The 24,507-nt window shown below is 60.9% G+C and carries 23 protein-coding genes; 6 read left to right on the forward strand and 17 right to left on the reverse strand.

What is annotated here, in order from left to right; translation table 11 throughout:
* Positions 1 to 121 precede the first annotated feature (121 nt).
* Complete coding sequence (locus B5F28_RS00685; RefSeq protein WP_087292051.1) at positions 122 to 1,111, reverse strand: glycosyltransferase family 2 protein; 990 nt, start codon at positions 1,109 to 1,111, stop codon at positions 122 to 124.
* A gap of 147 nt (positions 1,112 to 1,258) precedes the next feature.
* Between B5F28_RS00685 and B5F28_RS14635 the strand changes: the two genes are divergently transcribed.
* A complete protein-coding gene (locus tag B5F28_RS14635) occupies positions 1,259 to 1,420 on the forward strand; it encodes a hypothetical protein (protein ID WP_158097469.1) in 162 nt (53 codons plus the stop codon).
* A 69-nt stretch (positions 1,421 to 1,489) separates the two neighbouring features.
* Here B5F28_RS14635 and B5F28_RS00690 read toward each other — a convergent pair whose 3' ends face one another.
* The 4 genes from B5F28_RS00690 to B5F28_RS00705 all read right to left on the reverse strand — a co-directional run bounded on the left by B5F28_RS00690 (position 1,490) and on the right by B5F28_RS00705 (position 4,812).
* Positions 1,490 to 2,044, reverse strand: a complete 555-nt coding sequence (locus B5F28_RS00690) for a DUF4358 domain-containing protein (protein WP_087292054.1) — start codon at positions 2,042 to 2,044, stop codon at positions 1,490 to 1,492.
* A gap of 124 nt (positions 2,045 to 2,168) precedes the next feature.
* A complete protein-coding gene (locus B5F28_RS00695) occupies positions 2,169 to 2,609 on the reverse strand; it encodes an Lrp/AsnC family transcriptional regulator (protein WP_087292057.1) in 441 nt (146 codons plus the stop codon).
* 322 nt (positions 2,610 to 2,931) lie between these two features.
* Positions 2,932 to 4,194, reverse strand: coding sequence for a GTPase HflX (hflX, locus tag B5F28_RS00700; protein ID WP_087292060.1), 1,263 nt, complete (start codon positions 4,192 to 4,194; stop codon positions 2,932 to 2,934).
* A gap of 33 nt (positions 4,195 to 4,227) precedes the next feature.
* A complete protein-coding gene (locus B5F28_RS00705; RefSeq protein ID WP_087292063.1) occupies positions 4,228 to 4,812 on the reverse strand; it encodes a GNAT family N-acetyltransferase in 585 nt (194 codons plus the stop codon).
* Positions 4,813 to 5,046: 234 nt separating this feature from the next.
* On the opposite strand from B5F28_RS00705, the gene B5F28_RS00710 reads away from it, so the two are divergent.
* On the forward strand, positions 5,047 to 5,598 hold the full coding sequence (locus tag B5F28_RS00710) for a hypothetical protein (protein ID WP_087292066.1): 552 nt from the start codon (positions 5,047 to 5,049) through the stop codon (positions 5,596 to 5,598).
* Positions 5,599 to 5,662: 64 nt separating this feature from the next.
* Here B5F28_RS00710 and B5F28_RS00715 read toward each other — a convergent pair whose 3' ends face one another.
* From B5F28_RS00715 to B5F28_RS00730, 4 genes are all read right to left on the reverse strand, one after another.
* Positions 5,663 to 6,439 carry a hypothetical protein gene (locus tag B5F28_RS00715; protein ID WP_087292069.1) on the reverse strand — a complete coding sequence of 259 codons (777 nt, stop codon included), beginning with the start codon at positions 6,437 to 6,439 and terminating at the stop codon, positions 5,663 to 5,665.
* A gap of 13 nt (positions 6,440 to 6,452) precedes the next feature.
* Complete coding sequence (locus B5F28_RS00720) at positions 6,453 to 7,298, reverse strand: hypothetical protein (RefSeq protein ID WP_143424659.1); 846 nt, start codon at positions 7,296 to 7,298, stop codon at positions 6,453 to 6,455.
* Between the two features lie 112 nt (positions 7,299 to 7,410).
* The gene (locus B5F28_RS00725) at positions 7,411 to 8,826 is read right to left on the reverse strand and encodes a sensor histidine kinase (RefSeq protein WP_087292075.1); all 1,416 of its coding nucleotides are present in this window, start codon (positions 8,824 to 8,826) and stop codon (positions 7,411 to 7,413) included.
* 11 nt (positions 8,827 to 8,837) lie between these two features.
* Positions 8,838 to 9,491: a response regulator transcription factor gene (locus B5F28_RS00730; protein ID WP_087292078.1), complete on the reverse strand. Its 654-nt coding sequence runs from the start codon at positions 9,489 to 9,491 to the stop codon at positions 8,838 to 8,840.
* 230 nt (positions 9,492 to 9,721) lie between these two features.
* Between B5F28_RS00730 and B5F28_RS00735 the strand changes: the two genes are divergently transcribed.
* Positions 9,722 to 11,101, forward strand: coding sequence for an MATE family efflux transporter (locus tag B5F28_RS00735; RefSeq protein ID WP_087292081.1), 1,380 nt, complete (start codon positions 9,722 to 9,724; stop codon positions 11,099 to 11,101).
* 89 nt (positions 11,102 to 11,190) lie between these two features.
* Here the strand turns inward: B5F28_RS00735 and B5F28_RS00740 are convergent, their stop codons facing one another.
* From B5F28_RS00740 to B5F28_RS00755, 4 genes are all read right to left on the reverse strand, one after another.
* Positions 11,191 to 12,024: a MetQ/NlpA family ABC transporter substrate-binding protein gene (locus B5F28_RS00740; RefSeq protein WP_087292084.1), complete on the reverse strand. Its 834-nt coding sequence runs from the start codon at positions 12,022 to 12,024 to the stop codon at positions 11,191 to 11,193.
* A gap of 113 nt (positions 12,025 to 12,137) precedes the next feature.
* Positions 12,138 to 12,806, reverse strand: a complete 669-nt coding sequence (locus B5F28_RS00745) for a methionine ABC transporter permease (RefSeq protein WP_087292087.1) — start codon at positions 12,804 to 12,806, stop codon at positions 12,138 to 12,140.
* 4 nt (positions 12,807 to 12,810) lie between these two features.
* Positions 12,811 to 13,548 (reverse strand): methionine ABC transporter ATP-binding protein, encoded by a 738-nt coding sequence (locus tag B5F28_RS00750; RefSeq protein WP_087292383.1) that lies wholly within the window; start codon positions 13,546 to 13,548, stop codon positions 12,811 to 12,813.
* A 477-nt stretch (positions 13,549 to 14,025) separates the two neighbouring features.
* Positions 14,026 to 15,147 (reverse strand): N-acetyl sugar amidotransferase, encoded by a 1,122-nt coding sequence (locus B5F28_RS00755; protein WP_087292091.1) that lies wholly within the window; start codon positions 15,145 to 15,147, stop codon positions 14,026 to 14,028.
* A 336-nt stretch (positions 15,148 to 15,483) separates the two neighbouring features.
* Between B5F28_RS00755 and B5F28_RS00760 the strand changes: the two genes are divergently transcribed.
* Complete coding sequence (locus B5F28_RS00760; protein WP_158097470.1) at positions 15,484 to 16,128, forward strand: DUF1648 domain-containing protein; 645 nt, start codon at positions 15,484 to 15,486, stop codon at positions 16,126 to 16,128.
* Between the two features lie 94 nt (positions 16,129 to 16,222).
* On the opposite strand, the gene B5F28_RS00765 is transcribed toward B5F28_RS00760, so the two are convergent.
* From B5F28_RS00765 to B5F28_RS00780, 4 genes are all read right to left on the reverse strand, one after another.
* On the reverse strand, positions 16,223 to 17,458 hold the full coding sequence (locus B5F28_RS00765; RefSeq protein WP_087292096.1) for a lipopolysaccharide biosynthesis protein: 1,236 nt from the start codon (positions 17,456 to 17,458) through the stop codon (positions 16,223 to 16,225).
* A 6-nt stretch (positions 17,459 to 17,464) separates the two neighbouring features.
* Positions 17,465 to 18,790 (reverse strand): surface carbohydrate biosynthesis protein, encoded by a 1,326-nt coding sequence (locus B5F28_RS00770; RefSeq protein ID WP_087292099.1) that lies wholly within the window; start codon positions 18,788 to 18,790, stop codon positions 17,465 to 17,467.
* A 63-nt stretch (positions 18,791 to 18,853) separates the two neighbouring features.
* A complete protein-coding gene (locus B5F28_RS00775; RefSeq protein WP_087292102.1) occupies positions 18,854 to 19,810 on the reverse strand; it encodes a hypothetical protein in 957 nt (318 codons plus the stop codon).
* A 30-nt stretch (positions 19,811 to 19,840) separates the two neighbouring features.
* Positions 19,841 to 21,406, reverse strand: a complete 1,566-nt coding sequence (locus tag B5F28_RS00780; protein ID WP_087292105.1) for an MBOAT family O-acyltransferase — start codon at positions 21,404 to 21,406, stop codon at positions 19,841 to 19,843.
* A 277-nt stretch (positions 21,407 to 21,683) separates the two neighbouring features.
* On the opposite strand from B5F28_RS00780, the gene B5F28_RS00785 reads away from it, so the two are divergent.
* Both B5F28_RS00785 and B5F28_RS00790 read left to right on the forward strand, forming a co-directional pair.
* Positions 21,684 to 22,667 carry an NAD-dependent 4,6-dehydratase LegB gene (locus tag B5F28_RS00785; protein ID WP_087292108.1) on the forward strand — a complete coding sequence of 328 codons (984 nt, stop codon included), beginning with the start codon at positions 21,684 to 21,686 and terminating at the stop codon, positions 22,665 to 22,667.
* 148 nt (positions 22,668 to 22,815) lie between these two features.
* Positions 22,816 to 24,483, forward strand: a complete 1,668-nt coding sequence (locus B5F28_RS00790) for a DUF2142 domain-containing protein (RefSeq protein ID WP_158097471.1) — start codon at positions 22,816 to 22,818, stop codon at positions 24,481 to 24,483.
* Positions 24,484 to 24,507 lie beyond the last annotated feature (24 nt).

Genomic DNA, 24,507 nt, shown 5'->3' on the forward strand with positions numbered 1-24,507 from the left:
ATCAGTATAGCAATGACAAGGATCTTTGTCAACTGGTTTTGACAAAGATTTTTGGCATTTTTCCGGCAGGCGGAAACAGGACAAAAAAATCCCCCCGTCTGAATGACAGGGGGAAAAGTGATTATTGAATGTGAAATGCCCGCTGCACCCGGTAGACGATGTAGCGGAAGGTGTCTGCAATCAGCCAGAGCTCGATGAGGATGTAGTTGGGCAGGTTCTTCAGCCGGAACCTGGGCTTTTCCAGCTTGCCCATCACCTTCAGAGCCTCCTTGAAGCCCTGACCGTAGGCCGGGCCGAAGCCCCGCAGCCGGAACATGGCAGCTTTGAGCAGGTAACCCGCCGCCAGGGGCAGAAGGTTCAGAATAAACATCAGGATGGGCATGTTCTTATAAGGCAGAAGAATGCTGTTGCGCCCGCTCTGGATGCTCTTGAAGGGATTGTAGCGCACCGCACCGGTGGTGGCGCCGCAGATGTGGTAGCACTTGGCGGTGGGGCAGTAGACGTTTTTGTAGCCCAGGCTGTTGGCCCGCCAGCTGATGTCCACGTCCTCGTAGTAGGCGAAGAAGTTCTCGTCGAACAGGCCGATCTTGTCCAGAATGCTCTTGCGGTAGAGCGCCGCGCCGCCGCAGGCAGAGAACACCCGGCAGGGCTTTGCGTAGCGGCTGGCCTTCATGCCGTCGCCCCGCTTGCAGGCAAAGCCCAGAATGGTCACGTAGTCGCCGGCGTCGTCCGCCAGCTCCCGCTCGAAGTGGCGGATCATCAGGCTGCTCACCGCGAAGATACGCTCGTCCGCTTCGGCGGCGCGAATCAGGTTTTCCAGCCAGTCCGGCTCGGCGAAGGCATCGTTGTTGAACAGGGCCACGAACTCGCCCTTTGCGGCCCGGATACCCTGGTTCACCGCGTAGGAGAACCCGGTGTTATGGTCGTTTTCAATGAGGGTATAGTTTTTGCGGCCCACATAGCTGCGGGCGATCTCCAGACTCTCGTCGGTGGAGGCGTTGTCGATCACGATCAGTTCAAAATCCTGCATGGTCTGGGCCCAGACGGATTCGATGGAATCCCGCAGCCAGCCAGCCCCGTTCAAGTTGGGGATCACCACAGTGGCTTTCATTGGCGAAAACCGCCTTTCTATCAGTTTTGGTCTATCTGCCATTATAACAAACTTTTGCCCGGCGGGCAATGTGGGCTTTTGTTCTTTAGCACTTTATGGTATGATGAGAAAAACAGCGATTTGAAAAAGGAAAGGGGGAAGCAAGCCATGAGCAGTGTATTCGGAATCACCGCGATCTTCAGCTGGCTGATGGTGCTGGTGAATCTGGCGCTGGTGGTGCTGGGCGTGGCCGTGCTGGTGCTGAGCATCAAGGTTTTGCTGCTGATGATCCAGGCGCTGCGCATCTACATCCAGAAAAACAGCGGCTGAGCGGCAAGCAAAATGCTCCGGCCCGCGCCCTCGAAAGGGGGAACGCGGACCGGAGCATTTTTTACTGGATTATTTCAGCGCGGTCTCGATGCTCTGGAACACCTGGTCCTGATTTTCACACATCACCAGAACCACCTCGCCGCTTTTCAGGGTCTCCAGCTTGGCGGCCTTGGCAATGGCGTACTGGTCCGCCAGGTAGTTTTCCTGGGCGGATTTCTGGGATTCGATGAAGCCGGAGAGGGCCTCCTTCACCGCGTCGGTCTTGCCCTCGGCGGGCTTCACGATGGCCACGCCGTAGGCCTTCACATTCATCAGCGACACGCTGTAGGCGGCGCTTTCCACATCCTCGGCGGCAAGGCCCAGCACATCCAGACTCATCTGGCCCTGGCTGGAAATGGCCTCCGAGTCCAGATGTTCGGCATAGCCCTTGCTGGCGGTGTAGCTGTCACCCTCCAGGGTGAAGATGGTGTAGTTGCTGTTATCCTCCTCGGTGCGGCTGTCCGCCAGGGCGGCGGTGTAGTCTGCGGGGGTATGGCTGACGGCGGAATCCGCGCCGGAGGAGGCGCAGCCCACCAGACCGGCGGCCAGAACACCGGCCAGAAGAATCGAAAATAAACGTTTCATAAAAACACTCCTTTGTCAATGGGCAGCCCCGCCGGCGACGGGAGAAAACGGCCCTTTGCTGCAAGTATGCCCAAAACAGCCGTAAGTTTGCCCCTGTGACTGGAATACGAAACAGCGCCCCGGATTATTGCGCCGGGCTGAAAAAAGACCCCCGCTCCACCGGGGTGGAAAGAATGATCTGGGTGCTGGTGGGTCCCATACGCTGGAACCGGGTGATCAGCTGCTCCAGCTGCGGCATGCCCTCGCAGCTTACCTTCACGATAAAGCTGTGGCTGCCGGTCACATGGAAGCACTGGCGCACCTGAGCATCCGCCCGGGCCAGGGTGAGGAATTCGTCCCGGTCTGCCGGTGCGATGGATACGCTGATCAGCGCGTCCACGCTGGTCTGGCGCTGGGGGTCCCGCAGCAGGGCTGTGTATCCCGCGATCACACCCTGCTCCTCCAGCCGCCGGATGCGGCTGGACACCGCCGGGCTGGTGAGGGCCACCTGGCGGGCGATGTCCTTCACAGGCATACGGGCATTTTGCTCCAAAAGCATCAGGATCTTTTTGTCTAAATCGTCCAAAAAAACAGCTCCTTTCCGAGAAACATCAAAGTGACATAAAAAATTGACAAAGTTAAGAAAAAATATAGAGAAATTATACAATCAAAAAAGATGAAAACAATTTGGTGGCTTCACTTAATTATATAAAGCAAAAAAGCAAAAGTAAAGGGAATTCGGAAAGAAAAAACCGACATTTCAATTTGACATATTAAGAAAAATGGGTATACTAAAGACAGTGCAAGACACGCACTCCTGAATTTGATAACTTCTCACTTATTATACTTTCCCACCCCTCTATGCAGAAAGGCCCGCCGGTTTTCCGGCGGGCCTTTCTGCTTTTTGTTCAGTTTTCCAGCAGGTACGGCAGGTAAATGTGCAGGTCGCTGCTCTTCACAAAGCCTTCGAAGTAGACTCCGTTTTCCCGGTAGTCCTCCACCGAAACGCTGCCCCGGCTGCGCATGGCCTCGGCCAGGCCCAGCTTGTCGTAGGGGAGCACCAGCTTCACCGCCCGCACCCGGTCCGAGAGGGCGGCATCCAGCGCGGCCAGCAAGTCGTCCAGACCCTGGCCGGTCTTGGCGCTGGTCAGGATCACCGCCGGATCAAAGGGAGTGGCACCGGCCTTGTCGCACTTGTTGTACACGGTCAGCTGCGGGATGCCCTCGCAGCCCAGCTCTGCCAGCACCTGATCGGTGACGGTCAACTGATCCTCCCGCTCCTCGTCGGCGGCGTCCGCCACCTTCACGATCACATCGGAATAGGCGGCTTCCTCCAGGGTGCTCTTGAAGGCCTCCACCAGCTTGTGGGGCAGGCGGCTCACAAAGCCTACGGTGTCCACTGCGATCACGTTCAGACCGCTGGGCAGGGTCAACTTGCGGGCGGTGGGGTCCAGGGTGGCGAACAGCATGTCCGCCTCCATCACCTCGGCCCCGCACAGGGCGTTCAAAAGGCTGGACTTGCCCACGTTGGTGTAGCCCACCAGGCTGATCACCGGGGTACCGGCCTTCTGGCGGGCACGGCGGTTCTCGCCGCGGCGCTTTTCCAGTTCGGTGAGCTTCTGCTCCAGCGCCTCGATGCGCCGGTGGATGTGCCGCCGGTCGTATTCCAGCTTGCTTTCGCCTGCGCCGCGCCGTGCACCGCCGCCGCCGCCACCGCCGCCGCCCTGACGGGACAGGCTCTCGCCCAGACCCTGTAGACGGGGCAGCCGGTAGCGCAGCATGGCCAGCTCGGTCTGCACCTTACCCTCGTTGGTTACCGCCCGGCTGCGGAAGATCTCCAGAATCAGCATGGTGCGGTCCAGCACCTCCACATCCAGCCGCTCGGACAGGTTGCGGATCTGGCTGCCGGTCAGCTCGCCGTCAAAGATGGCCGCCTCGGCCCCCAGGTTCTGGCAGTAGAGCTTGGCCTCCTCCAGCTTGCCCTCGCCCAGCAGGGTGCCCGCCTCGGGGGCGGCGCGCCGCTGCACGATCTGAGCCACCGCCTCCATGCCGTTGGCCTCGCACAAAGCGCTCAGCTCGTCCATGCTCCGGTCCGCGTCGAACTGGCCCAGGTCCAGCCCCAGCAGGACGACCTTCACCGGCTCCTTGTCTTGAATCATCAGTTCACTCATATAAGCTCCTTTTATCGCTGTCAAATTATCGCGTCAGAAATTCGGGTTTTGGTTCACATAGCACCGGCAGGGCACCGGAGTGCCGTCGAATTTGTGGTAAAGACTGTCGTGGTCCCACACCCATCCGGCCTTTTCCATCACCCGGCCGCTGGCGGGGTTTGCCTTGGCGTGGCAGCAGGCCAGCCAGGGGCCGCCCACTTCCTTGAACCAGAAGTCCCGCACGGCGCACAGAGCTTCGGTGGCGTAGCCCTTGCCCCAGAAGGCGCGGCCGTAGCAGTAGCCCACCTCCCAAACCCCGGCGGAATGGTCCAGGCCGGGAGCATGCCACAGGGAGGAGTCCTGTTCCTCGCCCTCCATCACGCTGATGCTGCCGAAGGGGGAATCCGTTCCGCGCAGGCAGACGGCCCACTGGTAGTAGTCCGGGTTCTGGTAAAGGGCCTCCCAGGCGGCCAGCAGCTGGGCGGTCTCCAGCCAGTCCTTGTGGGGCTCCCAGCGCAGAAAGCGGGTCACCTGCGGGTCGTTTGCCCAGGTTTCAAACATGGGAATGGCATCGCTGGTGGTCAGCGGCCGCAGGATCAGCCGTTCGGTCTCTAAGATCGGTGTGCCCAGATGGCGCATGGAAATCCCCTCCTCATCGCCCCCCGCTGCCGGGGAAAGTGCTTTTATTATAGGTGCAAGCGGGCGGTGTGTCAATTTTTTTGAAAAAAGATGAAGAACCGGCGCATTCAGACTCGTTGTATGAGCAAAGGGAAACCTACTGAGCCGGTAGGAAGTACCGGAACCATGCATACCGCCCGCCCGGGGAAGGGGAAGTACCACCAGAAAAGGGCCGCGGCGAAAGGAGCCAGAATCATGCCGAATGTTTACTTATTGTTATCCCGTACCGACACCCTGTTTGCCCGGGCCATGCACGGCCTGACCGGCAACCGCTATACCCACGTGAGCCTGGCGCTGGACCGGGACCTGGAGCGGATGTACAGCTTTGCCCGCCGCTACGAGATTGCGCCCCTGCCTGCCGGTTTCATCCGGGAGAATCTGTACGACGGGGTTTACGGCCGCAGCGGCACGGCGGACAGCCTGGTGCTGGAGCTGCCGGTGAGCCAGAAGGCCTACGACCGCATTGCCCGCCGGCTGGAAAAGATGGAACGCCGCCAGCTGGACTACGGCTATGACGTGCTGGGTCTGGCGCTGGCCTGGCTGGGCATCGCCCACCAGCGGCGGAATAAATTCGTGTGCAGCCAGTTTGTGGCCCAGACCCTGCAGGATGCGGGGGCGCTGGAGCTGCCGGACCACCCCAGCCTGGTGCGCCCGGAGGATTTTGCCTATCTGGAGCCGCTGCGGGTGGTGTACCAGGGTCCGCTGGCCTGGGCGGGCCGTGTGGGCCGCCGTGCAATGGCCGCATGAATCGAAGGAAAACGACAACAGCCCGCCATGGTGCAAACGCCATGGCGGGCTGATGTTTGCGCTTTTAAAGCAGGAACGCGCCGTCCAGTGCAAGGAAGGTGAGCTGGGCGGTGTTTTCGGAGACCATGTAGGCGGCCCGGTAATCACCGGACGCGGTGGAGATCTGCACCGGCAGGAATCCGCCGCCGGAATCTCCGGCAGGCTTCACGGCTTCCACGGTGGGCAGGCCCATCTCCTCAAACAGGGCGGGCAGCATGACCTGGAACAGCTCCATCGAATCGGAAGAATCGGAGGCGTACAGTCCGCTGTTCAAGGGAGGCTTCACGTTCAGCGAAAGCAGCTGGCCGTTGATGGCGTCCAGCAGGGCAATAAAGTGGAAGCTGCCCTCGTCGGTGCCGTCCGGGGCCTGCCAGCAGTCCACGCTCCAGATGGTGCGCTCGCCGTTCTGGTAGTCGGTGCGGCGGAAGGCGTAGGTGGTGAACTGATATTCCCCCAGGGGGATGCCGCTGGCGGCCTCCATCCAGTGGGCAGCGGTGTTCACCGCCTGCTGCACCTCCATGCAGGCCTCGTCCGGCTGCACATAGATTTTGTAGTAATCCGGAACGCCCTCCAATCCGTTGTTGAGCTGAACCGGGTCGGGATGCTCGGCCACAAATTCCTCGGTGTAGTCGTGATAAGCGTAGTCGCAGGCATCCAGCGCGGCGCTCACCGGGTCTGGCGCGGAGCTGGAGGAGGCGCTCACCGGGTCGCTCACCGTCACCGGAGTCTGCCCGGGGGCAGAGCAGGCGGAAAAAAGCAGGGCGGCACAGAGGGGGGCGATAAGAACAGAAAGGTATTTCATGATGAATCCCTCCTCAGCGTCCGGCGTCTTTGTCCAAAGCGGATTGCACGGCTTCGTCTCCACCGGCACGGGTCAGATTGTCAAAGCCAACAATTCCGGCAAGAGAAAGAGAAAAGCGGCAGATGTCTCCGTTCTCCAGTGTAACCCACACCGAGGAAGCCCGATCATTGGGAAACTCCACAGAAGCGGGTGTGCCCAGATTTGCCGCTTCGCAGAAACCGGAGATCTGATCCGGCCACAGTGCTTTGCGCAGCTGATCGTAATTTTCAGGCAGCTCGTCCAGAGCGTCGAAGGGGCCTGCACCGCCGAAATGCAGCACGGAGCCCTGTTCCACATCCAGATCCAGCGAAACGATGGTCATGTTTCTGGCATGCTGCTTATAGAGCGCTTCCGGTTTTTTGTTTTCGTATCGTTCTTTTGGAATTTGGTCATCCGCCAGCAAACGGGTGCTGGGCAGCGTGGTCTGGATGTGCGCCACCGTCTGCTGATCATAGGAAAAGGGAGAGCTGTAGTAGTAAAGGATGAATTCCTGATCGGAAAAATTCTCACCGCAGGCCTGCTCAAAGATGGCAGCTGCCTGGTTGACCAGTGCCTGAGAATCCGGATGCCCGCCCGATGGCGGTGCATAGGTGAAAAGGGGATCGTGATATTCCCCCTGTGTCATTTCCTCTGTTACATCGAAATAGGTGTAATTCAGTGCCTGAATTGCCTGATCCACCGGGTTGGCGGTGGTGCTGGCAGCTGCACTCACCGGGTCACTCACCGCCACCGGGGTCTTGCCGGGAGCAGAGCAGGCGGAAAAGCCGGTCAGGGCCAGGGCGGCCGTCAGGCTGAGAGCAATGGGGCGAAGATTCATCATAACATCCTCCTTGGCGCGGCCGGGGGTGGAAGACCCCGGCCTGTTTTCTGGCTTTAGCTTACGCCCTGCCTGTTGCCGCAAAAGGTGCGGGGTGTTGCGAAGCGGTAAAAACTTATTGCGAAGTTGTAAAAGTCACCGTGGCCCGGGTGCCCCGGCCCGGCTGGCTTTCGAATTCCAGCTGCGCGCCGTGGCGGCGTGCGATGGCAAAGCAGAGCGAAAGCCCCAGCCCGGCCCCGCCTTCGGCCCGGCTGCGGGCCTTGTCCGCCCGGTAGAAGGGCTCGCCCAGGTGGGCCAGCGTCTCCCGGTCCATGCCCCGGCCGTCGTCGGTCACCACGAACAGCACCCGGCCCGGCGCACGGTGGGCCAGCAGCCGCACCCGGCCCCCGGCAGGGCAGGCCTTTACTCCGTTGTCGCACAGGTTGACCAGCAGGCTTTCCAGCAGCACCTCGTCGGCCGAAAACTCCACCGGGCCGTCGGGAGGCAGCACCGCGAAGTCCACCTGACGGGCCCGGGCCTTGGGGCCGATGGTGTGCTCCACCCGGCGCAGCAGGTCTGCTGCATCCACCGGGGCCAGCTCCAGCGGCTCGCTGCGCAGCACGCTCAGCTTCAGAAGCTGCTGGCTCAGCGCCAGCACCCGTCGGCTCTCGAACAGGATGGTATCGGTGGCCTCCATCAGCTCCTCCGGGTCCATCTGGGCCCGCTGCATGGTCTCGGCCCAGCCGCCGATGGCGGTGAGCGGGGTGCGCATCTCGTGGGCCAGATTGTCGATCAGCTGCTGCTTCTGGCTGGCGGCGGTCTCCAGCTGGTCGATCTTGTGCTGCACCTGGCCTGCCATCTGGTTCATGGCACGGCCCAGCTCGCCCACCTCGTCCCGCCGCTGGTCCGGCGCGCGGGCGGCAAGATCGCCCGCCGCAATGGCTCGGGCGGTGCCGGTCACCTGAGCCAGCGGCCGATACATCCGGGCAAGCACCAGATACAAGGCGATGGCAAACACCCCGCTCACCACTCCGCCGATGATGAGAAACAGCAGCCGGATGCGGGCCCACTCCTGATAAAACCCCTCCATGGGGAAGGCGCAGGTGACGATGGTATCCGGCGAGACGGTGGCAAGCCGGGAGGAGACAAACAGCTGCCGCCCCTCTTCGGTGGGCAGCACCAGATAGACCCGCTGGCCCTCGGGGACCTCCGGCCGGGTGCGCCCGCCTTCTACGGCGGGCAGGGTGAAATAGATCACAGCGCCGTTTTCCGCCACCTCCAGCGGGATGCCGCCGCCCGCGTACTGGGTGGCGTAGTATTCATACAGATTGGGCAGTGCCGCCGGACGGGAGGCCGCCACGGCCCGGGCATCCTGCACAAGGCTCTGCATCAGGTATTGCTGCTGGGCCAGAGCCTCGTTTACCGTGGAGGAAAAGTTCTGCCGCTGGCCCAGGCTGAACACTGCCCCGATGCTGCCCGCAAGGCAGCAGAGAAACAGCGCCAGAGTGGCCAGATAGGTCTTCTGCCAGTATTTCAAAGTGAGCCGTTTCATAAAAGCCCCTTTCAGCGGGTGCTGAGCCGGTAGCCCAGCTTGTAAACGGTCTGGATGCGCCCTTCCAGCTCCAGCTTTTTACGCAGCCGCTGGATGTGGGCATCCACCGTGCGGCTTTCGCCCTCATAGTCGTAGCCCCAGGCCAGGTTCAGCAGCTTTTCTCGGCTGAGAGCCAGGTTCCGGTTGGTGATGAGCACCTCCAGCAGGCTGTATTCCTGAGGCGTGAGGGGCACTTCCTCTTCGCGAAGAAAGACCCGGTGGGCGTCCAGATCCACCCGAAGCTCGTCCAGCGTGAAGGTGCGGGCGGATTTGCCGCCCCGCCGCAGCACGATCTCCACCCGGGCCAGCAGTTCCAGCACCTCGAAGGGCTTCACGATGTAGTCCTCCGCGCCAAGGCCCAGCCCCTGCAGCTTGTCCGACAGGCTGGTCTTGGCGGTCACGAAGATCACCGGCAGCCCGGCGGGCAGCTGGGCTTTTACGGCAAAGCCGTCCAGCCCGGGGAGCATCACGTCCAGCAGCACCAGATCGAAGGCCTGGCTCTGGGCCAGCTCCAGCGCCTCGGGCCCGGTGAAGGCCTGGGCGCAGCTGTGGCCCACCAGCTTTAAATTGGAGCGGATCAGATTGTTGATGGCGGTTTCGTCTTCGGCAATGAGAATGTGTGCCATGGAGCGTTTCTCCCTTTCTGTGCCCGGCCGGGGCGGTGTTGTTTCTGCCTTTATATTATAAAGAACTTGTTGCGAACTTGTCATGGCTTTGGTCAAAATACCGAATTTGTGCCAAACAAATAACGATGGTCGACACGGCGGTGCAATCGTGCTATACTGTTGTGGCTTTCAAGTGTTTTTATGAGGGCCGCGGCCCCCGGGAGTGAATTTCAGAAAAGAGGTTTTGTGATATGTCGCGTTCCGTCAGCGCGGAAAATCAGATCACGCAGGGTGTGATCTGGAAGCAGATCCTTGTGTTCTTTTTCCCCATCCTGTTTGGCACCTTCTTCCAGCAGCTGTATAACACCTTCGATGCGGTCATCGTGGGGCAGTTCGTGGGCAAGCAGGCGCTGGCCGCGGTGGGCGGCGGCGCCAGCAATTTGGTGAACATTGTGGTGAACCTGTTCACCGGCGTGGCAGCCGGTACCACTGTGGTGGTGGCCCAGGGTGTGGGCGCCCGGGACCCGCAGCGGGTACAGAAAACAGTGCACACCTCGGTGGCCATGTCGCTGGCGGGCGGTCTGCTTTTCACGGTCCTGGGTATCCTGGCGGCCCGGCCCGCGCTGGAGCTTATGGGCACCCCGGCGGATGTGATGGAATACGCGGTGCAGTATCTGATCGCCTACTGCCTGGGCATGATCCCCTCGTTCTTTTATAATGTGGGCGCGGGCATCCTGCGCGCGGTGGGCGACACCAAGCGCCCGCTGTACTTTTTGATCGTGGCCTGCCTGGTGAACATCGTGCTGGACATCCTGTTTGTGGCGGTGATGGGTCTGGGCGCGCTGGGCGCGGGCCTTGCCACCATGATCTCCCAGTGGGTGAGCGCCGCGCTGGTTTATCTCTCCCTTTCCGGAACCCAGGCCATCTATCGGTTGGATAAAACCCAGCTGGGCTTTGATCGGGCCAGCCTGGGCCGGGTGCTGCAGGTGGGCATTCCGGCGGGCATTCAGGGCAACATGTATGCCATTTCCAACGTGATTCTGCAAAGCTGCATCAACTCCTTCGGCACCGATACGGTGGCCGCCTGGACCAGCTTTTCCAAGGTGGACGGCTTCTTCTGGATGATTAGCGGCGCTTACGGCATTGCCATCACCACCTTTGCGGGCCAGAACTACGGTGCGGGACTGTACAACCGGGTGCGCAAGAGCGTGAATGTCTGCCTTGCCATGAACGCGGCCACTGCCGTGGGGCTGAGTGCCATCATGCTGAGCTGCGCCGAGCTGCTGCTGCGGCTGTTCACCCAGGACGAGACGGTGCTGGAAATTGCCGTCACGCTGTGTTGGCATCTGATGCCCTGCTATGTGACCTTCGTGTGCATCGAGATTTTGTCCGGTGCCATCCGCGGCTGCGGTCAGGCACTGATTCCCATGATCCTCACCGGCAGCGGCGTGTGCGGACTGCGGATTTTGTGGGTGATTTTTGTGGTGCCGCTCAAGCGGGATATTCTGACGGTGGCGGTCAGCTACCCGGTGAGCTGGGTCATCACCAGCATCTGCTTTGTGATCTATTACAAGTGCGGCAAATGGCTGCCCAAGGAGGACCGACAGCCTGCGACCTCCGCTGAGGCCTGATTGCAAGAGCAAATCAAGAGTAAATAAAAAAGAGGAAGCCTGACGGGCTTCCTCTTTTTTGCTTGCTTGCGTTTTGGGGGATGGGGGAGTTATTTGCTGAACACGCTCAGATCGGCGGTCTTGCCCGGGTAGATGCCCATGGGCTCGTAGTGGGGGGTGACCACGCTCACGATGTGGGTGCCCTGCTCGGCGTTGAAGTCATCCAGATAGGGCTGATGCTGGAAGTAGTTGGCATCCAGGCTGCCGTCCTCCACGGCGGTGTTGGGCATCACGTAGTCGTCGAATTCCACAATCTCCAGGGTCACGTTGTGCTCGGCCAGGATGGGAGCGGCGTACTCCAGAATCTCGGCGTGGGGGCTGGGGGAAGCGCCCACCTTCAGGGTGACGGGCTCGGCAATTTCGGGAATGGTCAGCTCCTCAGCGCCCATGGGCATCACCACACCGTTGTAATTGGCGGCGATCCAGTCCTGCACGTCCTGGCTCATGAGCACAGCGGCCAGCGCCTGGATGGCGGGCTCGGTCTCCCGGCCCTCCTTCACGGCCAGAATGTTGCCGAAGGTCTGGGCGGCCACGCTCTCGGCGTCCTCGCTCACCAGAACGGTGTCGCCGATGCCGGCGCCGGAGGCATAGTTGCCGTTGATGACCGCGAAGTCCAGATCAGGCAGGCTGCTGGGCAGGGCCGCGGCCTCCATGGGGACGATTTCCACGTTGTAGGGGTTTTCGGCGATGTCCCGCTCGGTGGCCTCCAGGCCAACGCCCTCGGTCAGGGTCAGGATGCCCTGGGCCTGCAGCAGCTGCAGAGCGCGGCCGCCGTTGGTGGCGTCTGCCGGGATGCCAATCTTGTAGCCGCCGGATTTGCCGCCGCAGGCGGCCAGGCTCACGGCCAGCACGGCGCACAGAGCCAGAGAAATCAGTTTTTTCATGGTATACACTCCTCTATGTTGATGGGTTGAAATAAGCGTTGTAAAACAAAAACAGCACCCGGCTCAAAGCTCGCGCGCCGCCCGAAGCGGGGCGCTGTTTTTTCAAAAGGGGATCAGCGGTTGCGCTTGTCGGCCTTGCGGGCCAGCAGGTTGCACACGCTCTGGATGATGCACACCAGAATGACCACCAGAACGATGGTGGCGTACATCACGTCGCTCTGGTAGCGCTGGTAGCCGAAGCGGAAGGCGATGTTGCCAAGGCCCCCCGCGCCCACCGCGCCGGTCACAGCGGTGTAGCCGAAGATGGTGATGATGGTGATGGACAGGCCCCGCAGCAGGCTGGGCACGCTTTCCACCAGCAGCACCCGGGTGATGATCTGCCAGTTGGTGGCGCCCATGCAGCGGGCGGCCTCCACCACGCCGGCGTCGATCTCCTCCAGGCTCTGCTCCACCATGCGGGCCACAAAGGGCGCCGCCGCGATGGACAGGGGAACGTTGGCGGCGGTTGCACCGATGGAGGTTCCCGCGATCAGCCGGGTGAAGGGGAGAACGAAGAAGATCAGGATCATGAAGGGAATGCTGCGGAACAGGTTCACGAACCAGCCGAATACCGCGTTGAAGCGGGGGGCGGCCATGATGCCGCCGGATTTTGTGGTGGTGAGCAGCACGCCCAGGGGCAGGCCGATCAGATAGGCCACCAGAGTGGGAACAAAGGTCATGTAAAGGGTTTCCAGCGTGCCCTCCCACAAAAGGCTGCCGTACTGTGCGAAAAATTCTGCCATGGGTTTATTCCTCCTTGCCCAGCAAAAGGCGAGCCACGTCGCTTTGGGGATTTTCAAAAATCTGAGCCGCGTCGCCCTGCTCCACAAAGCGGCCGCCGTCGATGACCACCATCCGGTTGCAGATGGCCTTGACCACCGCCAGCTCGTGGGTGATGATGATCACCGTCACGCCCAGCTTTTTGTTGATGGCCTGCAAAAGCTCCAGCACGCTCTTGGTGGTGAGGGGGTCCAGGGCGCTGGTGGGCTCGTCGCACAGCAGCACCTGAGGATTGGACGCCAGCGCCCGGGCCAGCGCCACCCGCTGCTTCTGGCCGCCGGAAAGCTGGCTGGGGTAGCTCTGAGCCTTATCCGCAAGGCCAACAAGGTCCAGCAGCTCGGCCACCCGCTTTTCCACCTCGTCCTTTTTGTAAGGGGTAAGCTTCAGGGGGAAGGCCACGTTCTCGGCCACGGTCTTCTGCATCAACAGGTTGTAGCCCTGGAACACCACGCCCATCTGGCGGCGGGCCTCCAGCAGCTCCTTACCCTTCAGATGGGCAAGGTCCTTGCCGTTCAGCAGGATCTGGCCCTCGGTGGGCTTTTCCAAAAGGCACAGGCAGCGCAGCAGGGTGCTTTTGCCCGCGCCGCTCATGCCGATGATGCCGAAGATGTCGCCATCCTGGATGGTGGTGGAAACATCCCGCAGGGCTTCCACCTTGCTGGCACTTCCCGTAAAGATTTTAGACAGATGTTTGATCTCAAACATGATTGCTTTCATTCTCTCCTTTGTTCGGTCCGGCGGTAAAACGGCAAAACAAAAAGGCTGTCGTCCTTGCAACAAAACAAGGACGACAGCCTGTAACAGACTTCGTGGTACCACCTTGATTCACCGGCCCCTTGCGGGGACAACGGCCTTTCCGGCTGCGGCAGAAATGAACTGATTACAGCCTGACGCTTTAACGGGCGTTCCCGGCGGGCACTTAGAACTCCTGCTCTTCGCACACGCAGCTCCGAGACCATGTTCAGCTTCCTGTTCCCTGCCCGTTTCCACCGTCGGGGCTCTCTAGTAAGGGTCGATGCCGAAAGCCTACTCTTCTCTTCTTCGCTTTTGGATGATAGTATGCGTTTATGATACCGTCGAATTTACGGTTTGTCAAGCACTTTTTTGCACGATTTGACGAGGAATGCAAAAAAACGCCCCGCTTTTCGGCAAAAAAGCGGAGCGCAGAATCACAATTTGTGATTATTTATTCTCTTCCCAGATGGGGTGGTTCAGCACCCAGCGGCCGTACTCGTCCTTGTGGAAGATGTCGGTGTTGTAGAACTTGTCCAGAATGGCCCAGAACTCGCTCTCGGTGTAGCCGCAGAACTCGCAGAAGTCACGCACGCACAGGGGGTCCAACGCGCCGTCCCGCTCCTTGATCTGGGGGATGGCCTCCTCGCGGGTCATCAGGCCGTAGCGGATGTAGCGGGCGGTGTAGTCGGTGGCGGCGGCGTGGCCGAACTTGGGGTACTTCAGCCAGGAGTGCACCAGGTAGGCGCGGGAGTCGATCTGGTCGAAGTTCTCCACGTGATGGCGGCGGTCCCACTCGTGGGTCAGGTCATGGAAGCCGCGGCTCTTGGCCAGCTGGTAGTTCTTGTAGCTGTTCCAGGGCAGGAAGTAGCTCATGTAGAAGGGGTCCAGACGGGCCAGCTCCTCGGCGGTGGGGGCCTTGGTCAGGGCCAGGTCGTTGGCGGAAACGCCGTAGCTGAGCAGCTCCTCCTCGGGGAAGCCGACGGCCACGCCGTTTTCGATCTGGCCGCGGGCGGAGTAGGTCTCCTCGTCGGCGTTGCCGCCGTACTCAAAGCTCACGTTCTCGCCGTAGCACAGCAGGGGAGTGTTGAACTTCAGCGCCATGTGCAGAGGGAAGGTGTAGATCAGCCGGTCCACATACCAGGTGGGCTTGCCGTACTTTTCGAAGAAGGCGCGCATCAGGGTCTTCTGGGCCTTGATGTTGGGCTTGCAGCTGATGATGGTACAGCCGAACTCCTCGCTGATGTTTTTCAGGTTGTGCTTGCCTGCCTCGGTCATGGGGAAGTTATCCTCCACGCTGAACAGGATGGGGTTCATCTTCATGACCTCTTTCAGGATGTATACCTGGAAGTGGCTGTCCTTACCGCCGGACACGGCAACGGCGCAGTCGTAGCCGCCGGGGCCGTTGCAGCCGCGGTACTTGTCGCACAGGGCTTCAAATTCCTTCCAGCGGGCATCCCAGTCCACGTTGGCGCGGCTCTCGTAGTGGCGGCAGGCGCTGCAAACGCCCTCGGCATCGAAGGTGATACCGGGCCGGGTGTCGGGCATGGTGCATTTTTTACAGTATTTCATGGGTCGATCCCCTCCCTTGAAGTTAAGGCTTGTGCACAGGGGGTTCCTGTGCCGTCGTTTCATTATAGCATGCCCCGGCCCATATTACAAATTCCAGTGGGGCCACCGGTGCAAAATTCATGAATTTTTTGCAAAACAGCGCCCCGCCCCGCCCGCACAAGCGCTGGGACGAAATCACCGGGCAAACGGCGCAAAACCGCCTGCCGCCGGGTTTGACCGGACCGGACGGCAGGCGGTATGATAACAGTAGAAAAATATCCGCATCCCATGGGCGATGCTTTTTGTTGCACAGCGTCGGTACGGGGATGCCCCGAGCAGGAAAGGAAGTGCTGTGGGATGAAAAAGCAGATACAAACTCCGTTCTGGGCGGGCCTTGCGGCCTGCGCTCTGCCGCTGGTGGCCGGGCTTCTGGCCTACGGCCGCCTGCCTGGGCAGATGGCGGTGCAGTGGAGCGGCGAGACCGGCGAGGTGACCAGCCTGATGAGCAAGCCCTGGGCAGTGATCGCCATTCCCATCGTGCTCATGGTGATGCACTGGGTGGTATATGCCACAGTGCACAGCATGGTGCTTGGTCCCCGGCTGATGGGTGCGCTGCGGGAGGGCCTGGGCTGGCTGATCCCGCTGCTGAGCGTGGCCATGTACAGCGTGATCTTTGCGGCGAACCTCACCGGCAGAATCCAGATCCTGGTGCTGCTGACCGGTCTGGTGGGGCTGGCGGTGCTGATCGTGGCGGCCCATGTGGCCGAGCTTCCCTTCGGTTCCCGCTGGGGCGTACAGGACCGGTTTTCCATGTCCAGTGAAGAGGACTGGACCCATATCCACATGGTCACCGGAGGCATCTGGGGCCTGTGCGGCGCGGCGGTGATGCTGGGCAGCTGGCTTTCGCCGCTGAATGCGGGCCGGATGCTGTTGTGGCTGGTGCCTATGATCGTGCCGGGCATCTATTCCCACTGGATGGGCCGTCGGATGCAGCAAAGCTGATTCATACGAAACAACCAACCGAACGATAAGCACAATAAAAGCCCCTTATGTCACAACGGCTAAGGGAAGGGGCTATCGTTTTGCTTTTTTGCGCTTATTGTTTGGCCGCAAACTGCTTTTTGCAGCGAACGAGCAGGAAGGCCAGCAGGGCAATGGCCTGTACGCCGATGCCCAGAATGGTGGCCCAGGCCGCGCCGTACACATCAAAGGTCTGCAGCAGAGGCTGACTGGCCAGAAGAGCGGCGGCAAGGCCCGCCAGATTGCCCAGAATCAGACCACGCATCTCCCGGGCAATGGTGAGCAGGTGACACAGAACCGTGGCCGCCACCGTGCAGACGGTGGCCAGCACCAGCGGTCCCAGCAGGGGAGCATAGTCCAGCACTTCGGGGGTGGTGGGATACAGAATCGAAAGCCCCCAGCGGCCCAGCAGGGCCACGCCGATGGTACCGGCGATCCACAAAGCCACCAGCGCCGCGCCCAGCAGGCGCAGGCCCTTGTAAAAGCCCTTACCATTCTGGTCCGTCCACAGGTGGGCAAAGGTGGTGATGAAGGGCACGAACAGGTAGATCACCGCCACCTGTAAAATCATCACCGGCAGGAAAACGTTGTTGAAGTAGCCCAGCTTCACGCTGCCCAGAATCCGCTCGCAGTAGTAGCGGGGCACCGAGGCGATGGTGGTGTTCAAAAAGGCGTACACCGCCAGCGGCAGGCATTCCAGCAGCAGGGCCTTCACGCCCGCCCCGCCGGTGCGTTTGAAATCCGCCCGGCGGCGGGCCAGGGGAATGTCCACCACCAGCACGTAGGCAGCGTTCAGTGCGAACAGAATGGCCAAGGTGAGCACCAGGTCCCTGGTGAGCAGAAGACCCAGAGTCACGCTCAGGGCGGTCACGATGCCGCGCACCCCGAAGCTGATGCCCACGATGTCGATCCGTTCAGCCTTTTGCAGGTAGCCGTGCCACACGTCGGACCAGCTCTCGATCAGCCGGTATCCGGTGTAGAGGAAGATCACCCACCGCTGCTGGGCGGAATAGCTGTTGATAAACGAGAACACAAGGCAGCCCACCCCCGCCGCCGTCAGGGTGATGTAGCGGCTGAACAGATAGCTGCGGTCGGTGTATTTGCCCGACAGGTCCGACACCTGGAAGGTGCGCATGCCATAGCTGGCGGCGGAAAGGCAGACGTTGGCGATGGTCATGCCGGTGGCCAGCAGGCCGTTGGCCTCGGCCCCGGCCAGAGCGGTGACCAGCAGGGTGATGGCTGCCTGGCAGATGTAGAACAAAAGGCTGCCCGCGGTGTTGAACAGCACGTTGCGGCGCATCTGGCGTTCCATGTCCGGTCAGTTGCCCCCTTTCATCACGAAGGGACGGATCTTGTCCTCCATGGCCTTGATCTGAGCTTTGGGCACATAGGCTTTTTCCACATAACCGTAGATGCGCTGTGCAAAATCCGCCAGACCTTTGTGGAAGAAGAACACCTTTTTGGGGGGCAGGCGCAAAGCGAACAGGATGTGTACGCCCCACAGCGCGAAGAACTTGAGCAGGTTGAAATGAGGCGTGAAGCCCTCGCCCATGGGCTCGTCCCGGGGCGGCTCCTTGTACACGGTCTCCAGCAGGTCCGCCATGCGGATGTAGGCGGGGGTCTCACTGGGGTCAAAATAGCCCTCGATCACCTCTCTGGCAATGGGGAAGGGCGGGTTTTTGTCCGCCATGGCGGCGAGGAATTCCTCGTAACTGGTCACGTATTTGGCTCCGGCGTAGATCACCGGGTCGTACTCGTGCTCGATGGGGGCCGGGCGCAGGATGTGGCAGCTCTTGCCCGCCATGTACACCTCGGCAATGGCGGTGCTCATCCAGATGGAGATGGAGTCCGCCGCCATGATCCAGTCCTTCACGCCGTAGGCGAAGATCACGTGGAAGTTGGGCCGCTTTTTGGCCAGCTCGGCCAGCTGAGGGCTGTTCCATTCGCTGGGGTGGCGGCGGTAGACCAGCTCCACCTCCGGGTGCTGGCCCAGATACTCGTCGAACCAGCGCAGGGTCTCGGCCATGCTCACCCGGTTGGTGGCGGCAAAGCCGGTAAAGTCGGTGCCCGCCATCTCGCTCAGCTCTTTGACCTCCTGCTCGGTCATGCTGGCATAACCGAAGCTGGAAATGTAAAGGTGCAGCTCCTTGGAGGCATCCAGACCGAACTCGGCGCACAGGTCCGCCTTGTTTTTGAAATAGCCGGAAAATTCCGGCCGCACGAAGTCCATCATCACCGCGCCGGTCACCGGGCAGTTTTTCTCCTCCATGCCGTGGGCGATCAGCCGGTCCGCGGTGCGGCGGCCCCAGCAGGTCTGCACGCACTTTTTGGCGTTGCCGTTAAAGTTGAACCAGTCGCCCTCCTCCTGGGTGTCGCTGAGCATCTGCTCCCAGTGCAGGTTCACGATCTTGTTCAGCTTGCCCACGTTGTTGTAAACGTGACTGTTGATGGCTTCGTTGTCGTACATGCAGCTGGACACCAGCACCTTGGGCTTTTTCCAGGTGAAATATTTCAGCTTTTTGCGGTCCAGCAGCTGGCGGATCTCGGCGGTGTAGCCACGCCGTTCCAGCTCCAGCTTCAAAAGAAGGTCGCTTTCGTATTCCCGCACCGTATGCTCGTAGAGGATCAGAAAATCAAGACTCACTTTTTTCTCTCCTTTTTTGGGGGCTTTGGGGGCAGCATCCGCCGAACTGGCGGAGGGCTGCCCTTAGCCCAGATCGGTGAACAGCTGCTCGGTCCACTGGGGCAGGCCGTAGCGCTCGTCCAGGTGGAAGCCGTCGTAGAATTGGGTGTCATCGTCAAAGTCCGGCCGGTTTGTCCATTCGTAGTCCAGCACCGAGAAGCCAAGCTCAGAGGATTTTTCCGCCAGCTGGGGCAGCACGGCGGTTTCCATCTGCTCGGTGATGGTACCGCCTTCGCCGTACACGTCGCAGACTTCGGTTTTCACGATGTCCGCCATGGGGGCCAGCACTACGGTCAGCTTCACGCCCCGCTCGGCGCAGCGGGCGGCGGCCTCGTACAGCCGGTCCATCTGGCTGGTGTTCAGCGCCCAGTTCTCGCATTTGGTGATGAGGGCGGCGGGGTACTCGGCCAGCAGGGTGTGAACCTCATACACCGTGCCGTCGGCGGCGGTGTAGTCCTGCGGGTAGACCCAGTCGCCGGTTTCGGGGGCGTCCACCCGGCCGGTGAGCTGGTTTTGCAGGTTGGTGAGCATGTTCACGTTGTATTCCAGGTTAAAGAAGTAGGCGAAGGGGTTGTTCAGGGTCTTTTCCAGATTGCTCATCCGGTCGGTGTCGTAGCCCTGGTTGATGGTGTAGAAGGAAAAGCCGAAGATCACTTCCTCCAGGTTGGGATTATTATCCAGCGCCCAGTTCAGAAGGTCGATGCCCTCCCGCAGCGACGCGCCGCCGAAGGCCAGGTTCTGCCAGGGGCGGCCGCTGGTTTCGTTCACCAGATCCATGTCGAAGTGGGCAAAACGAGAATCACCGATGATGATGGAATTGCCCGGCTCACGTTTGAAATCCTTCAGCCGGCTGATGGGGGCGTCGCTGTCGGTGTTCGGGTGCAGGCCGAAATAGTTGTTGGGCTCAAAGGCCGCAAACAGGCAGAAATACGCCAGCACCGGAACCAGCAGCAGCGCAAGGTTGCGTAAAATATGTTTCATGGGGCCGTGGGCTCCTTTCTGCGATCTGAATTAAAAACCGCCGTAGGCAAAGCTGCCCCCGGCAAAGCCGCCGTTCTGCATGACGAGACCGGCAAAGCTGAACAGCACCAGCGCGTAGTAAAGCGCCCAGCGCACAGCGGGCTTCTGGGCGGTGAGCACCAGCTCCTCGCTCTTGTTCTTGAACTGGAAGTTACGCTGCCAGTCCAGCCAGAAGGCCAGCGCCAGGGTGCAGGCCAGCATCACAAGCCAGGCCGCGCCCATGAGGGTGTTGTTGTAGAAGCCGCCCAGAATAGCCTGCCAGCTCTCGGAGGCAAAGCGGGCGGGGGACCAGCCCGCGAACCAGCCCTTCAGAATGGCGAAGGCCTGGCCCACGCCGTAGCTTTCTCCCTCCGGCTGGCCGATGCCGCTGCCCATGGCGAAGAACACCATGCTGAAGTTCCAGAGCAGGAACACGCCCAGCCGCTTGGCCCACATCTGGCGGGCAGGGGCCTTCTTTTTGGGCTTGCCCAATTTTTGATGCAGCAGCTCCTCGCCCACCCGGTAGGCGGCCTGTAAAAGACCCCAGATCACAAAGGGAAGGGTGTTGCCGTGCCAGAAGCCGGAGACAAAGAACACGCAGAAGACGCAGAACACCGGCGAAAACCGGGTGATCTTTCTGCCCAGCAGCGGCAGCTTGGAAGCGTCCGCCCAGACCAGTGGGGTGAACAGGTAGTCCTGCAGCCAGCTGGAAAGGCTGATGTGCCACCGGCTCCAGAAGCCGGAGAAGTTGGTGGCAAAGAAGGGGGTCTTGAAGTTCTCCGGGATCTCCAGCCCCAGCAAAAGGGCACTGGCCCGGGCCATCTGGGAATAACCCACGAAATCAAAGTAAAGATAAAAGGTGTAGCCCAGGGTGGCCGCCAGCAGCGCCGGGCCGCCGTGGCCGGGAATGTCCGCAAAGACCTGGCTTACGTACATCATCAGCACGTCCGCCACCGCCACCTTTTTGAAAAAGCCCAGGGCGAACAGCTGCAGCGCCCGCACGGTGCGCACCGCGTCGAACCGGTGTTCTTCGTTCAGCTGGGGCAGCACCTTCTGGGCCCGGCAGATGGGCCCGGCGGTGATGGTGCCGAAAAAGCTGAGGAAGGCCGCCAGATTGATGAACCGCTTTTCGGCGGGCATGTCGCCCCGGCTCACGTCGATCAGATAGGAGAGGGCGGCGAAGGTGTAGAAGCTGATGCCCAGCGGGAAGGGCAGGCGGTGCAGCACGCCGGGCGCAAAGGGCAGCACGGCCAGCACCAGGTTGAAGTACTTGAACACGGCCAAAACAGCCAGCAGCACGATCACCGCTGCCGCCAGCTTTCGCCCGCGCTTTTCGGGCGGCGCGGCCTGCAGGCTCAGGCCCATGCGCCACACGAACACACAGCTGGCCGCCAGCAGAGCAATGGGCAGCGCCTGCCACAGGCCGGCAAAACCGTCGCCGGTGGGGCGGTTGCACCAATAGAAAACAAGGCTTGCCGCAAGCAGGAAATGATTTTGCCAGCGCGGGGGCATAAGCTTCAGATATACAAAAGCCACCAGCGGCGCAAAGGCAAGGTAAGAAAGATTTTGAAAGCTCAAAACGGTTGCCCATCCTTTTTATTTCGGTATATTATGGGAACTTCTTCCCAAACCCTCATTATACCGGCTTTTTTGGCCACTGTAAAGGAAAACGGGTGTTCAGGTGCGCTGGCGATGGACAAGGGCGCTGTTTTTGTTGAAATTAATGGTGGTTTATATTATACTAAGTAACAACTGGGTAACAACCGAACCGGCCCCGACCCGCAGTGCGGCGGGCGGCGGCGCGGCTGGATATTTGGTATAAAAACAAACGAAGTTGCAAAGGAGATTCTGCGATATGGCGAACACTGTGATGGTCACCGGAGCCGACGGCTTCATCGGCAGCCACCTCACCGAGGAGCTGGTACGAAAGGGCGAGAAGGTCAAGGCCTTCTGCTACTACAATTCCTTCGGCACCTGGGGCTGGCTGGACACCCTGCCCAAGGAGATCAAAAACGAGATCGAGGTGTTCATGGGCGACATCCGTGACCCCAACGGCGTGCGCTACGCCATGGAAGGGCAGGACATCGTGTATCACCTGGCAGCGCTGATCGCCATCCCCTTCAGCTACCACAGCCCGGACAGCTACGTGGACACCAACATCAAGGGCACCCTGAACGTGCTGAACGCGGCCCGTCAGGTGGGCACCAAGCGTCTCTTGGTCACCAGCACCAGCGAGGTGTACGGCACCGCTCAGTATGTACCCATCGACGAGAAGCATCCCTACCAGGGCCAGAGCCCCTATTCCGCCACCAAGATCGGCGCGGACCGTTTGGCCGAGAGCTTCTACCGCAGCTTTGATCTGCCGGTCACCATCGTGCGGCCCTTCAACACCTACGGCCCCCGCCAGAGCGCCCGGGCCGTAATCCCCACCATCATCACCCAGCTGCTCACCGGCGCAACCGAGATCAAGCTGGGCAGCCTGACCCCCACCCGTGACTTCAACTACGTGAAGGACACCGCGGCGGGCTTCATGGCACTGGCGGGCTGCGAGGCAGCCATCGGCCAGGAGGTGAACATCGCCACCGGTGAGGAGCATTCCATCGGCGATCTGGCCAACGAGCTGATCCGCCAGATCAACCCCGAGGCGAAGATCGTGTGCGACGAGCAGCGCCTGCGCCCCGAGAAGAGCGAGGTCAACCGCCTGCTGGGCGATTCCACCAAGATCCGCTCCATGACCGACTGGAAGCCCCAGTACACCTTCGAGCAGGGTCTGGCGGCGACCATTGAGTTTTTGAAAAACAACCTGGACCGCTACAAGCCGGACGTTTATAATCTGTAAGCCTGTGGGTAAGGTAAGCCCCCGGGCTTGCCTTGCCATTGCCGGGCGGACTTTTGCAAAAAGGTCTGCCCGGCTTATGCCGTTTAAAAAGGGGAGTTTTCCCGCCGCTGAGAAACGGCAAAAATCAACGAAGCGAAAAGGAATTTCTATGACGCAACAAGACATTTTGGCCCGGCTGCGGCGGCTGCCCGGCGGGGTGTTCTGGCTGCTGGGCTGGCTGTGTGCCTGTGCCGGGGCCGTGTGCTTTGCCTATTACTGGCGGGTGTTTTATTATCTGGAGGGCCGCATCGCGGCGCTGCCTCTCACCGCGGCAATGGTGGGCCTGGCCAGCCTGGCGACCCTGGCGGTGTTTTTGCTGGTGCGCTTTGTCAAACAGCTGGACACCAAGGCCGCAATTTGCATTTTTTTGTGCGGCGCGCTGTTCTGCTTTGCCAACCCGCCCCTGCAAACGCCGGACGAGACCAACCACTTTCTGCGCAGCTATTCGCTGAGCCTGGGGCATTTTGACTTCGATGCCAACCGCACCTATCCGGACGACGTGGCCAAGCTGGTAGAAAGCTTCCCTGGAGCCTGGGTGAACAGCCACACCAGCCAGGGTATGACCACCGACGAGGACGGCAACCCCAGCGTGTACACCACCGAGGGCTATGCCCTCAAGCAGCAGGGCGAGGGCGGGCCGGTGAGCGGCGTGGCCGACGGCTTTGCCGCCTACTTTGACGGCCAGCCCACCGAAAATCCGGTGAGCGAGCCCTATTTCTTCATGACCATCTCCATGGCGCCCCAGGCGCTGGGCATTCTGGTGGCCCGACTGCTGGGCTTCGGCGCGCTGGGCTGCATGTACGCCGCCCGGCTGGCGAATCTGGCCGCCTATGCGGCGCTGTGCTGGCTGGCGCTGCGCAACTGCAGGCGCTACAAGCCGGTGTTCCTGGCCTTTATGCTGCTGCCCCTGAGCCTGTATATGGCCGCCTCGGTGAGCTATGACGCCACCCTGCTGGGCTTTTACTATCTGGTGGCCAGCTTCTACTGCAAGGATGAGATCACCGACCGGGACATCGGGCTGTTCCTGTTTGCCTTTGTGATGATGAACGTGGCCAAGCCCTATATCAACCTGCTGTGGCTGGTGCTGCCCATCGTGCTGCCCAAGAGCGCCTGGAAGACCCGCTGGAAGAAGTGGCAGCTGGCGGCGGCCTGCCTGGTGGGCGGCTTTGCCCTGGGTAAGTTCTTCGACTGGTACGGCACCGTCTTCCGCTATAACTATCCCTACGTGGGGCGGCAGATCGCCGGGGCCGGTGAGGTGAGTCAGCTGGCGTTCATCCTCTCGAACCCGCTGCGTTACATCGCGGTGCTGCTGGGTACCTTCTACGAGAACAAATTCTACGTGGGCCAGATGGGCCTGTTCGGTGCGCTGGATCTGGAGGTGCCCTTCATCAGCCTTGTCAGCCCCATGCTGCTGTTGTTCGGCGCGGTGCTGTCGGTGCATGAGAAGAGCAGCCTGAAGCCCGCGCCCGCGCTGGGCCTGGGCGCGCTGAGCGTGCTGTACATCACCGGCGCGGCCACTGCCATGTATATCACCAGTACGCCGGTGGGCATGATCCGCATCATCGGTGTGCAGGCGCGGTACTTCCTGCCCGCGTTCCTGATGCTCACGGTGCTGCTGGCGGCGGTGCTCAGCCACGTGCTGGAGCCGCGCCTTGCCGCGGGGCAGAAAAAGCCCCAGGCGGTGGCGCTGTGGACCTTTGCCGCCTTCGGCATGCTGGGCGCGGTGCTGCTGTTCCAGCATTACTTCATCGGGCCGGTATTCGTTTTGCCCGGCTGACCGATTTTTGATTTGACTGAAAAG

The sequence above is a fragment of the Gemmiger sp. An194 genome (assembly GCF_002160145.1).
Taxonomy (GTDB): Bacteria; Bacillota; Clostridia; order Oscillospirales; family Ruminococcaceae; genus Allofournierella.